Here is a 13,245-nt window from a genome sequence, read left to right on the forward strand (position 1 = left end):
GGGGTCGGTGACGTCCCAGAGCCGCACCGTCTTGTCGGCGCTACCGGTGGCGAGGGTGCGTCCATCCGCCGCGAACGCCACCGACAGCACGGGCAGGGTGTGACCGATGAGGGGCCGGCGGATCGGTTCGGGATTGGCTGACAGCGGCTCGGGGGCTGGTCGGGCGAGACGGGGGAAGGCGGGTGCGTCGATGGGAGGGGCGCTGCGTGYGGGTACKGGGAACTCGGGAGCGGAAGTGGGCTTGGCTCGGCCGGTCACGGTGCCACGAATCTGATCAAGAATGTGCCGATGGGCGTCCTCCGCGCTCCGGTTGAAGAGGTCGATGGACACGACAACGCCAAGCAGACCCGGGCGTGGGCAGTCCTCGATACGGACCGGCAACAGTTTGCGGGCGAAGCCGTTGGGGTCGGCGGCCTGGGCGGCTTCCCACTCCTGGCGGCCGTAGATCGAGTCCAGGTAGGCGGCAGACAGGATCGCGATCGTCCGCTCGGAATGTTGGACGCCTTCGCCCATGCGGAACCGCCAGTTCGAGCCGGCAACGAAGTCCCACGCCTGAATCAGAACGCGGTATCCGGCGTCCTCCAACTGCCAGGCCACCCACTCCGCCCAGCCACGGTCCACGCTCGTGTAGGAGACGAAGAAGTCCCATCCCTCGTCCCGCGGCGATGCCCCCAAATCCACCACACCACAGATCTTCGCACCGCGTCAGGACCGCATGACGCCAGACAGGACATGGCGCAGCGGCGGCAACTCACCAACTGATGGTGGCAGCACGGGAGGCCGCCGGTGATAGCGGCTGGGGTCGAGTTGTCGAGTAGGGCAGCACGTCGAGCATCTTCCGGGATCAAACATGGAACCGTGAAGTCTCGCCGGCCGCCGGCCCGTTGCCAGGTCAAGGACCTCGGTCGAGCCAGCACCTCCGAAGGTCATGTTGGCGATATTCGGAATCGGACCCGGCGCACGATACTGGCCGCGTGGAACTGGCCAAGGGCGCGAACACCGTTCTCGGTGACCGGCATGTCGAGATCATCGTGAGCTGGCCCGCCGCCGACGCCGCTGGACGCCCGTCCCCGTCGTTGGATGTGTGCGCGCTACGGCTCGACGCCAACGGGAGGGCTCGCGAGGACGCCGATCTGGTCTTCTTCAACGCGCCGAGCAGCCCTGACGGGTCGGTCCGCCACCGCGGCCGCACGCCGGACGGCGCGGGCGAGGCGGTCACCGTCGACATCAACCGCCAGCCGGCCGACGTGGCGTCGATCGTCATCACCGCCACCGTCGACGTCGCCACCCCGCACCTGACGTTCGGCGGGCTGACCGTGTCGGCCCGGGTCACCGGCCTCGCCACGGGTACGGAGCTTGTCCGCTTCACCCCGCCGCGGCTGGACGCGGAAAGGGCCCTCATCCTCGTCGAGATCTACCGCCGGTCCGGTGCATGGAAGATCCGCGCGGTGGGCCAGGGCTACGCGTCCGGCCTCGCGGGCCTGGCCACCGACTACGGCATCGACATCTCCGCGGACGTGGGCGTCGCCGCCGCGCCGTTTCCGGTGACGGTGTCCGCGGCGTCGGTGTCCGCGGTTTCCGCGGCGTCGGTTTCGGCGGTTTCCGCGGCGTCGGCGTCCGCACACGCCGCGGCCGTTCTGCCGCCGCGGTCAGCCGCCGCGGCCGACCCGCCGTCGACGGAGAGTTCGGGCCTCGACATGCGCACCCGGCTCGATCTGCGCAAGAGGACCGTCCACACCGTTCTGACCGGGCACGGCATCCCTGAACACCGGGCCCGTGTGGCGCTGGCGCTCGACGCCAGCGGCTCGATGACGACGCATTACCAGACGGGCATCGTCGCCCGCGTCGTGGAGCGGGTGGCGGCCGTCGCCGCGACCATGGATGACGACGCGACGCTCGACGTCTGGTCCTACGCGACCATGCCACTYGCGCTGCCACCTCTGCGGGCCGACCAGCTGGCCGAGTGGATCCCGCTGTATGTCCGGATGTCCTACCCGGGGACCGGACAGGGCGGCAGGGACGCGACGCTCGCCCGCGAGCGCGCCGCGCGGGCCGCCGGCCGGCGGATACCCAGGTGGTATCTCCTCGGCGAGGAGAATGTGGAACCAAGGATTATGAGGCGGATCGTCGCGCATTACCAGCGGCTCCCATCCCCACCGCCCGCACTCGTTCTGATACTCACCGACGGTGGCATCTACCATAGCGCGCAGATCGCGAAGCTGCTGCGGAAGACATCGAATCTGCCGATCTTCTGGCAGTTCGTCGGCCTCGGGCAGGCCGAATACGGAATCCTGGAGAAGTTCGACACGCTCTCTGGCCGCGTCGTCGACAACGCGGGCTTCTTCGCCGTCGACGACATCGACGCGATCGACGACGAGACGCTCTACCGGAGACTTCTCGGCGAGTTTCCGACCTGGTTGCGGGCGGCCCGCGTCGCTGGTATTCCAGCATGACGTACGAATTCCGGCGGCGTGGCGTATGCGCGTGGGCGTGGGCGCCGGTGATCGGGCGGGATTCTCGGCGCCAGAGCGAGGAACCCTAATTACTCAGGTCTCGCATCGGATCTGGTCATGGGTTGTGGGGCGGATCCCGGCTTCCCGCCCGCCACAACCCATGGGTGGATGGACGTGCGCAGCGGAGCGGCGGCCCGGGCGCCCGGGAAATCCCGGGCGTCGCGTCAGACGTCAGGGGCGCCAAACGGCGCTGGTCGTGACTCTGACGTCGGACAGGACGAGCACCCAGCCGCCCGAGCGCCCGGGCGGCGCCCCGACCGGGCCCGGGCCGGGCTCCAGGCGGGGTTGACTCCGCGATCGCCAAGACGATCCCAGGGCGATTGCGTTCTTGCGTGCCAGGGCTCCGAGGATCTCACCGGATCATGAAATTCGACGCCGACGTTTCTAGCCGGTGGGCACCTGGGTGGGTGCGACGACGGATTCGACCAGGCCGGTCGAGACGTCGTAGACGAGGCCCGACACCAGGTAGCCGGGGCTCCGGACCTCCTGCCTGATGACGCCGACGTCGACTCGTACCGAGCCGTACGGGTCGCTGACGGCCTTGGCGCCTGGCTCATCGATCGGGATCTCGAAGTAGCCGGCCAGCAGTTCGGGGAAAGAGGCGAGATCCGTCATCCCGCAGTCGGTGTGATGCAGGATGACCAGGTTCCAGTCCCCTGGGCGGCGGCTTTCCGCATTGGCCTGGCCGACCTTTCCCAGCATCGCCATCGTGCGGAGTGTCGCGGCGTGATCCGCCCTCCGACATTGCGGATCACGGCGGCCTCGCCCTGCTCGAGGCCCAGCACGTGGGTCGGGTCGACGCGCGGGTCGACGCAGCCGACGACCATCAGGTTGCCGCTGGGGTTTATGGTCAGATTGGCCGAGAATCGGCTGGCGGCGAACTCCGCGTTGCGCCCGATCAGGTCAGCGGTGCCGGTCACGACGTGCCCCTCACAGGTGTGTGGTGCTCGATGTTCCCCGAGGCTTCCTTACGGCCGGTGCGCGGCGGACCCATCAGACCGAGCACCCACCGATCTCCGGCAGGACATCGGTGCCGCCGGAGGACCACGTTCGGCGACGATATCGGCGGCCCCTGCCTTCAGGCGGTAGGCAAGCTCGGAGACACGTGGGCTCGGCCGTCGGTGACCGCCACACGCCCTTGATCGCCAGCGACGTGTTGCCAGCGTCGTGATTTTGGCGCATTCGCGACGACGGCAACACGTGCGCGGCGATCACGGGGGTGAACGTGGCCGAGGCGGCGCTAGTCGTCCGCTCGGCGCGGCGGGTCCATGGGTGGGAGCGCTCGGGACTCCGCCCGGCCGGTTCCGGTGATCGGCTCCGGTACCACTCCCCTGGCGTAACGCCCGGGCCCGGTCCCCACCAGGCGGGTGAGGTGGCGCGTCAGGTGGGACTGGTCGTAGAACCCAGCCATCGTGGCCGCCTCCGCCGGGCGGTGGCCGGCGAGGAGCAGGCGGCGGGCCAGGTCGAGGCGGCGACCGATCAGGTACTGGTGCGGCGGCAGACCGTACTCCCGCCGGAATGCGCGCACGAGGTGTGCCGGGTGGGCGTTCAGGGCCTGGGCCGCCTCGTCGAGCGACAGGCCCCGCGGCACGCTCCCGTCCAGGAGGTCCCGCAAGCGGCGGGCCACCCCGGAGTCCCGACGGACGGGCGGGTCGCCGAGCCGAGGACGCAGGTGCCCCAGCAGTCGCTCCCTGATCAGCGCGAGCCGGCTCTGCGCCTCGAGCAGCTCATGCGGACGCGCGAGCAGGTTGTGCAACTGGTGGACGCCGTGGCGCAACGCCGCGTCCCGCAGGCTCGGGGCGTCGACCGCCGCGCCGACCAGGCGATCGTCGAGCAGAGCGCGGTCCAGGTACAGGACCCGCTTTCGAAACCCCTCCGGACGGACCGAGCGACCGTCATGGGGGACATCCGGCGGCAGCAGCGTCACGAACGGGGGCACCGCGCCGTGCTCACGCCGATCGAGGTCGTACCGCACAACCCCTTCGTCGATGACGAGCAGGGTCCAGGCGTCATGGGTGTGCGACGGATACGCGTGCTCGGTGAAACGGGCGTGGAAGACCTCGACGATTCCGCTCACCGAGGGCCGCCACGCCGCGATGTCCGAGCGTGCGGCCATGTCAAGAACGTACAAGACACCCGTGCCGGCGCCGGACAGATTGCACCCATGCCCCCTGCACCCATGTCAACAGACGGATCCGTCCCCTTCACCACCAAGATCGCCGTTGTGGTGCGCGATGATCTGGCGACCTGGCAACGGCTCAACGTATGCGCGTTCCTCGTCAGCGGCATCGCCGCCGCGAATCCGGAGCTGATGGGCGAGCCGTACGCCGACGGCGACGGCACGCCGTATCTGCCGATGTTCCGCCAGCCAGTCCTCGTCTTCTCCGGGTCGAAGGAGACCATCACGGCCGCGCATTCCCGTGCGCTGGCACGGGGCATCACGCCGGCGGTCTTCACCTCCGATCTGTTCGCGACCGGGAACGACCGCGACAACAGGGCAGCAGTGCGGGCGGTCCTGCGCGATCGGCTCGACCTGGTGGGCCTCGCCGTCCACGGCCCGCGGAACGCCGTCGACAAGATCCTCAAAGGAGCCCACCTGCATACCTGATCGACGCCAGGTCGACCTACCGCGAGCGGCGGATACAGCCCCGAACGGTTCGGAAAGGCCACAGCCCCGAGCGGTTCGGAAACGCTGACGCCGCCGGCGGTCTGGCGCGGCGGGCCGTGGAGGAGTCCGGACCGTCCTGGAGGCCAGGGCTGGTCCGTCACGCGGTCAGCGGGTCGGTGAGACGAACTCGGGCTGGTCGAGCACCCGCAGCCAGCTGCCGTCGGGCTGGCGCCGGACGACCTGCGCCCGGGCGCCGGCCCCGTCCCCGGGCGGCGTCGAGGTGAGGGCGATGTCGCCGCTGACCAGGGTCGGCAGCGGCTCCTCCGGCTCGAAGCGAGGACGGTTGGCCAGCACCTGTGCCCACAGCGCACGGATCGCCTCCCGGCCCACCGTCTGGCCGCCCGGCGGGTAGGCCAGCACCGCGTTCTCCTCGTAGAGCTCGGCGACTCCGGCCGCGTCACCGGCGTTGGACCGCTCGACGAACAGGCGGGTGATGTCCTCGGGCCGCATGGCCTTTTCGTAGGGCATGTTCCGCTCCTTCCAGGGGTCCGGCTCGTATGCCTCTCAGACTGGTCACTTGCCAGCCAGAAGTCCAACAGATGATTCTTCTGGAAGCTAGAATCTGGAGTCATGGAACTGCGGCAGCTGGAGTACTTCGTCGCGGTCGCCGAGGAGCGGAACTTCACCCGCGCGGCCGAGCGGGTACGGATCAGCCAGTCCGGCGTCAGCGCCCAGATCCGCCAGCTCGAACGCGAGCTCGGCGCCGAGCTGTTCGACCGCTCGGCGCGCGCCGCGACCCTCACCGTCGCGGGCAAGGCCGCGCTGGAACACGCCCGCGCCGCGCTCGCCGCCGCGGCGGCGGTCGACGAGGCGGTCGACGAGGTGACCGACCTGATCCGGGGGCACCTCACCGTCGGCATGGTCTCCGGCTGCACGCTGGCGCCGCTGTTCGACGCCCTCGCCGCCTTCCACCGGGCACATCCCGGCGTGGAGCTCGCACTGCTGGAGGACRGGTCCACCCAGCTCATCGAGGGAGTCCGCACCGGGACGCTCGACCTGGCCCTGGTAGGTACCGCGGGCACCACACCGCCGGGACTGGAGGCGTTCACCATCTTCAGGGACCGCCTCGTGGCCACCGTCCCGGCCGGTCACCCGCTGGCAGTGCGCGCGACACGGGGGTCGGGCGTCGCCCTGCGCGAGGTGTGCTCGTACCCGGTCGTGTGCATGCCGCCCGGCACAGGCCTGCGCACGATGTTCGACCAGGCCCGCGCCGAGCAGCGGATCGAGGCCAGGGTCGCGTTGGAGGCGAGCGCGCCGGACGCCATCGCCGGCCTCGCCGTCCGCGGGCTCGCCGTCGGGATCCTCAGCGACTCGATGGCCGCGTTCTACCAGGATCAGCTCACCGCGCTGACCATCGAGGACGCGCCGGCGCCCGTCCTGCTGTCCCTGGTCTGGCGCACGGCTCACGGTCCGGCGGTGCGCGAGCTGGTCGGGCACACCCGGCGGACGTTCGCCGACCAGGGACCAGGCCCGGCCTGACGGCGGGTCCGCCCGGACCAGCCGACGGTCGGACGAGGACCAGACGGTCGGACGCAGCCTGGACGGTTGGACGAGGGCAACGGTTGGACGCAGCCCGATTAGTTGGACCAAGGCCAAATAATTGACGAAGGCCACACGGCCGGACGAAGGCGGCGCGCGTGGGCGGGTTCCTCCTACGATGCGACTGCGCGTCGCCGCCGGCGACCGGCCCGTGGACGACGTTGCCGCCCTGCTCACCGCGGGTGGTGGTACGCCGTCCGGCGGCCTTCTCCCGCGAATGAGGAACTGCCATGATGATCGATCTGGACCCGGTTCTCGACACGTTGGCGCTCACGCGGGTCGCCGACGACCGCTATCGCGGGGAGAACCTGCCGATCGGCACGGGCGTGGTCTTCGGCGGGCAGATTCTGGCGCAGGCGATCATCGCCGCGCTGGTCGGGCAGGACGGGAAGTCGGTCAAGACGGTCCACACCGTCTTCGCCCGCGGCGGGGTCCCGGACCGGCCCATGGAGATCAGCGTCGACCGCGTGCACGGCGGGCGGACGTTCGCGAGCAGCACCGTGACTTTCAGCCAGGACGAGAAGGTGCGCAGCCGATCGATGGTCCTGCTGTCCGCCGAGGAGCCCGACCTCATCCGGCACGCCGACACCCCGACGCCCGCGCCGTCGCCCGCGCCCACCGAGAAGGCGGTCCGTCGCCTGCAGAGTGTGATCGTCGGCGATGTCGACCTCAACAGCCCCGACCTGGTCGGCCCGCCTKACCTCGACGTGTGGTCGCGCTGGGCCGACGCCCCCGACGACCCCGGGACGAGTCAGGCGCTGATCGCGTTCGCGAGCGAGAGCTTCCTGATCGGGACGGCGATGCGCCCGCACGAGGGGGTCGGCCAGGCACAGGGTCACGTGACGCTGTCGACCGGCGTCATCAGCCACACCATCACGTTCCACCAGGCGTGTGACGCTGGCAGCTGGTTGCTGTCGCGGCTGCACAGCTCATACACGGGCGGCGGACGTGCCTACGGACGCGGCGACATCTTCACCGAGGACGGCCGCCTGGTCGCGTCCTTCGTCCAGGACAGCATGATCCGTGCCATGCAGACGTCCGTGGACGGCTCCCGGCCAAGGTTGTAGGCGCCCAACACCGACGATCCGGCGGACCGCTGACGGCGGGACCGCGGGATCGTCAGCCGACGGTCAACCCGAACACCAGCAGCGAAAGCGCGTAGCAGGCGACCACGAGGGCGGCGCCGACAACCTGCCTGCGCCGGCTCCTCGCCACGCCGGGCAGCAGCCAGAAGGCGAATGTCCGGTTCACCAGCGGCATGAGGATCCAGGTCAGTGCGGCGACGCTCAGGACGTTGCCGAGGAAGAAGACCAGGAATTCGGGTACACCGCCGCCGGCCAGCGCATCGCCGACGGTGACGGTCACTACCATGACCGTCGGGTAGAGCGCGAGCAGGACCATCATCGCCTGTTTCCAGTTCGGCGGCTGCTCCGCCCGGCCGCTGGCGTCGCCGAATCGGAACCAGCCGCTGAAGGAGGAACCCACCTTCCGGACGTCGAAACCGCTGACATGGTCGCGGCCGTCCTCGATCAGGCGGCGCCGGGTGGAGGAGTCCAGCCATTCCTCCAGGTGACGCATCGAGTCGTACCGGAACACGGCGACCCACCGTTCCTGCACGCCGCGAACCGGCTGGAACAACTCGTAGCCCAGGAATCCAGGCGTGGTGGTCTGGACCTTGCGCACCTTCTCCTGCCAGGCGAGGAATGCCCTCTCGTGGCCCGGGCGGACGTCGTGTGCGACTACCGCCGACACGATGTCACGGTCGGGCGGCTCACCCGCGAGGATCTCCTGCCTGCCCGGACCGCTGAACAGGTCACGGCCCTCGTCGAGCAGGCGCCTGCGGTCGGGCGAAGCCAGCCAGTCGCGGAGCTGGGTGACGGTCCCGAACCGGAACACCGCGACCCAGGAACGGTCATTTGCGGACGTGGGTGGGTAGAGCTCCGCGGCCTCGAAACCGGGGCGCCGCCGAGCCGCGTCGTCTGTTCGCTCCTGCCAGCGCAGATAGTCGCGTTCCCGTCCTTCGCGCACGTCGACGATCATGACGGCGGTCGCCGCGCCGCCATCGACATCGGTGCCGACTCCGGTGCCGGAACCGACACCGATGTGACCGTTCCGCGAGTTCTCCACCACGCCGAGAGTAGGCCGACAAAACGAGCCCGGCGACCGCGCCACCCCTTATTCACCATTTTGCGTTCTCAGCGCTCCGACGCCGCGAACGACGCCAGGAACAACGACGCTAGGAACAACGCGGACATGGGTACACCCGAACATTGCAAAGACGCCGCCGGCGCGCGGCGGCACGGTAGTACGACGCGGCGGCACGGCTGTACGACCAGACGGCGGAAATGAGGGCGGAAATGGACAAGCGGGCATTGATGGGCGAGGCGGCGCGGCTGGCGACCCAGTCGGTCCAGAACGGCTGGGGCGGACCGTTCGGTGCCGTGATCGCCAAGGACGGTGACATCATCGCTCGCGGCCAGAACCGTGTCCTGCTGACCGGCGACCCCACGGCGCATGCCGAGGTCGAGTGCATCCGCAAGGCGATCCAGGTACTCAACCCGGACGGCCCGACGATCAGCCCGGACGAGCAGAACCGCACGACACTTCAGCTCGTCCCCCGGCCGCCAGGCTCCCCCGACCTCGTCCCCGAGCGGGCCCGGATGCTGCTCGGCTATTCGCTCTACACCGCCGGCATCCCGTGCCCCATGTGCATGAGCGCCATCTACTGGTCCCGGATCGACGACGTCTATTTCAGCAGCGACCTCGACGCGACCCAGGGAATCGGCTTCAGCGACGCCTTCCAGTACGAGGACTTCAGCCGGCCGCTCGACGACCGCTCGATCCACGTCGAACAGCTCAGCCCCGAGCTGGGCGAACAGGCGTACGCCACCTGGAACGAGAAGCCCGACCGCCATCCGTACTGACCGGACCGCCGGGCACGTTCCCGACAGGCCGGCGCGGCCCCGGCCCGCCCCACAGGATCAGCGGAAGGCGGGGGCGAGCGGCAGTGGCACGGGGCCCCATTCGCGCAGGGTCGCGGCATGGAGTGTGGCGGCGAGCTGGCGCAGGGCGGGTAGCGGGGCGTCCGTCTGGTCGGCGGCCCACCGCAGGCGATGCTGCAGCAGGGCCCGGCGGGTCGGGACGAGGTCATGGCGGGCGGGATCGGCCGGGCGCGGGTCGCCGTCGAGGGCGGCCTCGAGGAACCAGCCGGCGGAGATGAACACCCACGTGAGTGCGGCCTTGACGAGGTCGCGGTCGAAGGTGGAGGTCGTCACGACCGGCAGGGTGGGCGCGAGCGCCGCGCGCCAGTGCTCCAGCGCGGTGGCGGCGACCGGGGCGGGCAGCCGCCAGCCGCACCAGCACGACGGCCAGGGCACCCTCAGGTAGGCGGCGTCCCAGGCGACGTGCCGGTACTCGGCACCCTCGAAATCGATCAGTACCGGGCCGTCGGTCGTGACGATGGCGTTGTCGGGGCAGATATCGCCCGGGGTCATCGCGCCGGGTCGACCGGGATCCGACACGTCGAGGCCGGTGGCGACCGCGTGCAACTCGTCCCAGGCGGCCGGGTTCGCGGCGACGTCGAGCCGGGGCAGCACACGACGCAGCACGGCCACCGTCTGGCCGACCGTCTCCGCCGAGGTGTCGAGGCTCGGCGTTCCCAGCGGGGACAGCGCGGCGAGTTGTTCGGCGAAGGAGTCGCGTAGCCCGGCGGTATCGGCGTGGAACGAGCCGAGCGCCCCTGCCCAGGAGAGCAGGGACGTCTCGGCGGCGCGCGGTGTCGCACCGAGCAGCCGGTCGGCCAGCGTCGGTCCCGTGCCGAGGTCGTCGAGGACCAGCAAGCTCGGATCGGATCCGGCGGCCAGTAGCCGCACGGCCCCTGGAACCGCGCGGGCCGTAAGAAGCCGCAATGCCGCCTCCTCGCGAGCCGCGCCGTCGCCCGCACTCACGGCCGTCTTCACCACCAGCCGGTGGTACCGGCCGTCCCGGCCCTGAGCCGACACGCGCAACACCTGGTTCCGGTTGCTGCCTCTCAGCCGCTCCCCGACCATCACATCGACCACGCCAAGGACGGGTTCCAGCGCGGCCTCGACCGCTCGCCGCATCGCCTCGACGGACACTCCCCCAGCCTTTCAGACCGCGGCCGACCGCGACCCGCGCCTTTGGCCTATGGCCTTTGGCTCGCCGGCTTCGTCGCGGGATTCCCTCGGCCTACGGAGCCAACGCCCTCAGGCCGTCGCCGGTCAGCAGGTAACCGGGCGCGACGGTGGCGGTGTCGGCCCGCACCAGGCCGACCAGGGCGGTCCCGGCGATCTCGGGGGTGAGGGGCTCACCCAGCTGGCGGAGGTAGTCATCCTCGGACTGGCCACCGCGCGCCGCGTAGGCCCGGACCGCGGGGCGCCCGAGGTCGGTCAGTGGCGTCAGCCGGGGAAGCACCGCGGTGAAGGTGATTCCCAGACCGGCGCGGTCCGCCTCGTCGCGCGCGTAGCCGGTGATCAGGCGCTGGGTGGCCTTGGCACCGGCATATCCGCCGCTGAGCGGGGACCCGGCCATCGCGGCGCCGCTACTGACCACGATCACCGTGGCACCAGGCCGCAACGGCCGGAGCAGCGCCTCCCGGAGCCAGTGGAACGCGATCCGGACGTCGGTGTGCCAGTTGGCCGAGAACGTCTCCCAGGTCTGGTGGTGCAGCGGACGCATCAACGGGCTGGCGCCGGCGACCAGAACGACGATCGACGGCTCGTGGCGGTCGAGGAGGCTCCCCGCCGCCGCGGCGTCGGCTGCGTCGGCGACCTCGGTCCGGATGCGGGCGTCGGTGGCGGCGAGCTCCGCCAGCGCCGCGCCGGTGCGGGCGACCGCGACGGTCGGGGCCCCCGCCTGGGCGAAGGCCCGGGCGATCCCCCGTCCCAGGCCCCGGCTCGCGCCGACGACGAGCGTGGTCCGGTCCGACAGGTCACTCATGGCTTCCTCCGGTCGATGCTGTCGGGATCGCGGTGAGGTCGCGGCGACCGGGGACTGCCGCGGCGGCGATGATCCCGACGGCGGAGAACGCCGCCCCGATCCACAGGGCCGCGGTGAAGTGGTCGACGAACGTCCGCGTGGACGTGTAGACGCCGGAGCCCGCGAAGACGGATGCCAGGATCGCGATCCCGAACACGCCGCCGATCTCGCGCACCGCGCTGTTGGTGCCCGACGCGACGCCCATCTCCGAGGCGGGCACCGAGCCGACGACCACGCCCGCGACGGTCGGGAAGCACAGCGATATCCCGACGCCGGCGACGCCGAGCGCCACCGCCAGCCACCGGTAGCTCATCCCCGGTTCGGCGATGGCGGCGATCCAGCCCAGCCCGGCGGCCTGCAGGGCCAGGCCCGCGACCAGGAAGGGACGGTTCCCGAACCGGTCGGCCAGCGCGCCGGCGATGGGCGCGACCACCATCGGGGCGCCCGTCCACGGCAGGGTCCGCAGGCCCGCCGCGAGCGGCGAGTATCCGAGCCCGGTCTGCAAAAACTGCATCATCAGGAACAGCACGCCGAACAGCGACGCGTACATGAAGAAACTGACGCCGTTGGCGGCGTTGAACGCCCGCGACTGGAACAACCGCACCGACAGCATCGGCGTCGCGGTGCGCCGCTCCCACACCACGAACGCCGCGACCAGGACGACGCCTGCTCCGAGCGCGCCGATGGTCTGTCCGCTGTCCCAGCCGACCCGGCTGGAGCGGATCAGGCCCCAGGTGATGCCGAAGAACCCGGCGGCGGCCAGCGCCAGCCCGACGATGTCGAGCTGCGACCGGGGACCGAAGCTCTCGGTAAGGCGTGCCATGGACAGCGGTACCAGCGCCAGGCCGACGGGGACGTTGAGCCAGAAGATCCAGTGCCAGCTGATCCCGCCGACGATGGCGCCGCCCACGACCGGCCCGAGCGCGACCGCCAGCCCGGTGATACCGCCCCACAGCCCGATCGCGGCGCCCCGCCGGTCGGCCGGGAAGGCCTCGCTGATCAGGGTCAGCGTCATGGGCATGACGGCCGCCGCCGCCACGCCCTGCACGCCGCGGGCCGCGATGAGCACGCCGACGCTCGGTGAGAGCGCCGCCGCGGCGGAGGCAAGGGTGAACCCGAGCAGGCCGATCCAGTAGGTCCGCTTGCGTCCGTACCGGTCGCCGAGGGCGGCCCCGGTCAGGAGCGCGACCGCGAACGCCAGGTTGTAGGCGTTCACCGTCCATTCGAGGTCGCCGAGATCGGCGTGCAGGCTAGCCCGCAGCGCGGGCAGGGAGTTGGCCACCACCAGTGTGTCGAGCGCGGTCATGAACACCCCGAGCGAGGCCAGGATCAGCGTCCAGGCCCGGCGCGCCGGCTGGGCGCCCGGCTCGGCGGGCAGTGCGGTCGAAGCAGTGCGGGTGGTCGGGGCCCGGTCGCTCCGGCCTGGGTCCGGCTCCACGCCCGGACCCGGAGCCGGAGCCGGGGCCGGAGCCGGAGCCGGGGCCGGCTCGGCGCCGGGCCCGGTAGTCGTCGATGACACTGACATGT

At 70.9% G+C, this 13,245-nt stretch carries 14 protein-coding genes; 5 read left to right on the forward strand and 9 right to left on the reverse strand.

From position 1 onward, the window contains the following. The coding region (locus tag BCD49_RS36830) for a toll/interleukin-1 receptor domain-containing protein (RefSeq protein WP_442960540.1) at positions 1 to 585 on the reverse strand (585 nt) is incomplete at its 3' end. Between the two features lie 389 nt (positions 586 to 974). Between BCD49_RS36830 and BCD49_RS36835 the strand changes: the two genes are divergently transcribed. Further along, the gene (locus BCD49_RS36835; RefSeq protein ID WP_007517273.1) at positions 975 to 2,453 is read left to right on the forward strand and encodes a VWA domain-containing protein; all 1,479 of its coding nucleotides are present in this window, start codon (positions 975 to 977) and stop codon (positions 2,451 to 2,453) included. A 444-nt stretch (positions 2,454 to 2,897) separates the two neighbouring features. Here BCD49_RS36835 and BCD49_RS44485 read toward each other — a convergent pair whose 3' ends face one another. From BCD49_RS44485 to BCD49_RS36845, 3 genes are all read right to left on the reverse strand, one after another. Then, a complete protein-coding gene (locus tag BCD49_RS44485) occupies positions 2,898 to 3,128 on the reverse strand; it encodes a hypothetical protein (RefSeq protein WP_198939481.1) in 231 nt (76 codons plus the stop codon). After that, entirely contained in the window at positions 3,125 to 3,433 is a 309-nt protein-coding gene (locus BCD49_RS44490) for a carbonic anhydrase (RefSeq protein WP_198536014.1), read from the reverse strand. Before BCD49_RS44490 ends, BCD49_RS44485 begins: the two co-directional genes overlap by 4 nt. 320 nt (positions 3,434 to 3,753) lie before the next feature. Next, complete coding sequence (locus BCD49_RS36845; protein ID WP_007517271.1) at positions 3,754 to 4,629, reverse strand: AraC family transcriptional regulator; 876 nt, start codon at positions 4,627 to 4,629, stop codon at positions 3,754 to 3,756. A gap of 48 nt (positions 4,630 to 4,677) precedes the next feature. On the opposite strand from BCD49_RS36845, the gene BCD49_RS36850 reads away from it, so the two are divergent. Continuing rightward, complete coding sequence (locus tag BCD49_RS36850; RefSeq protein ID WP_007517270.1) at positions 4,678 to 5,121, forward strand: DUF2000 domain-containing protein; 444 nt, start codon at positions 4,678 to 4,680, stop codon at positions 5,119 to 5,121. 165 nt (positions 5,122 to 5,286) lie between these two features. Here BCD49_RS36850 and BCD49_RS36855 read toward each other — a convergent pair whose 3' ends face one another. Continuing rightward, on the reverse strand, positions 5,287 to 5,649 hold the full coding sequence (locus BCD49_RS36855) for a YybH family protein (RefSeq protein ID WP_007517268.1): 363 nt from the start codon (positions 5,647 to 5,649) through the stop codon (positions 5,287 to 5,289). A gap of 102 nt (positions 5,650 to 5,751) precedes the next feature. On the opposite strand from BCD49_RS36855, the gene BCD49_RS36860 reads away from it, so the two are divergent. Next, positions 5,752 to 6,660, forward strand: coding sequence for a LysR family transcriptional regulator (locus BCD49_RS36860; protein WP_071042441.1), 909 nt, complete (start codon positions 5,752 to 5,754; stop codon positions 6,658 to 6,660). A 290-nt stretch (positions 6,661 to 6,950) separates the two neighbouring features. Next, the gene (locus BCD49_RS36865) at positions 6,951 to 7,787 is read left to right on the forward strand and encodes an acyl-CoA thioesterase (RefSeq protein WP_083401926.1); all 837 of its coding nucleotides are present in this window, start codon (positions 6,951 to 6,953) and stop codon (positions 7,785 to 7,787) included. Positions 7,788 to 7,839: 52 nt separating this feature from the next. Here the strand turns inward: BCD49_RS36865 and BCD49_RS36870 are convergent, their stop codons facing one another. Then, positions 7,840 to 8,847 (reverse strand): antibiotic biosynthesis monooxygenase, encoded by a 1,008-nt coding sequence (locus BCD49_RS36870; RefSeq protein ID WP_232794103.1) that lies wholly within the window; start codon positions 8,845 to 8,847, stop codon positions 7,840 to 7,842. A gap of 230 nt (positions 8,848 to 9,077) precedes the next feature. Here BCD49_RS36870 and BCD49_RS36875 point away from each other — a divergent pair, with 230 nt between their 5' ends. Continuing rightward, positions 9,078 to 9,644, forward strand: a complete 567-nt coding sequence (locus BCD49_RS36875; protein WP_007517261.1) for a nucleoside deaminase — start codon at positions 9,078 to 9,080, stop codon at positions 9,642 to 9,644. Between the two features lie 57 nt (positions 9,645 to 9,701). On the opposite strand, the gene BCD49_RS36880 is transcribed toward BCD49_RS36875, so the two are convergent. From BCD49_RS36880 to BCD49_RS36890, 3 genes are all read right to left on the reverse strand, one after another. Beyond that, a complete protein-coding gene (locus BCD49_RS36880) occupies positions 9,702 to 10,838 on the reverse strand; it encodes a hypothetical protein (protein ID WP_051466333.1) in 1,137 nt (378 codons plus the stop codon). A 91-nt stretch (positions 10,839 to 10,929) separates the two neighbouring features. Then, a complete protein-coding gene (locus BCD49_RS36885) occupies positions 10,930 to 11,679 on the reverse strand; it encodes an SDR family oxidoreductase (RefSeq protein WP_007517259.1) in 750 nt (249 codons plus the stop codon). Beyond that, positions 11,672 to 13,243: a DHA2 family efflux MFS transporter permease subunit gene (locus tag BCD49_RS36890; RefSeq protein ID WP_007517257.1), complete on the reverse strand. Its 1,572-nt coding sequence runs from the start codon at positions 13,241 to 13,243 to the stop codon at positions 11,672 to 11,674. The genes BCD49_RS36885 and BCD49_RS36890 overlap by 8 nt, the downstream gene beginning before the upstream one ends. Positions 13,244 to 13,245 lie beyond the last annotated feature (2 nt).

It is taken from the genome of Pseudofrankia sp. EUN1h, from assembly GCF_001854645.1.
In the GTDB taxonomy this organism is placed as follows: domain Bacteria; phylum Actinomycetota; class Actinomycetes; order Frankiales; family Frankiaceae; genus Pseudofrankia; species Pseudofrankia saprophytica.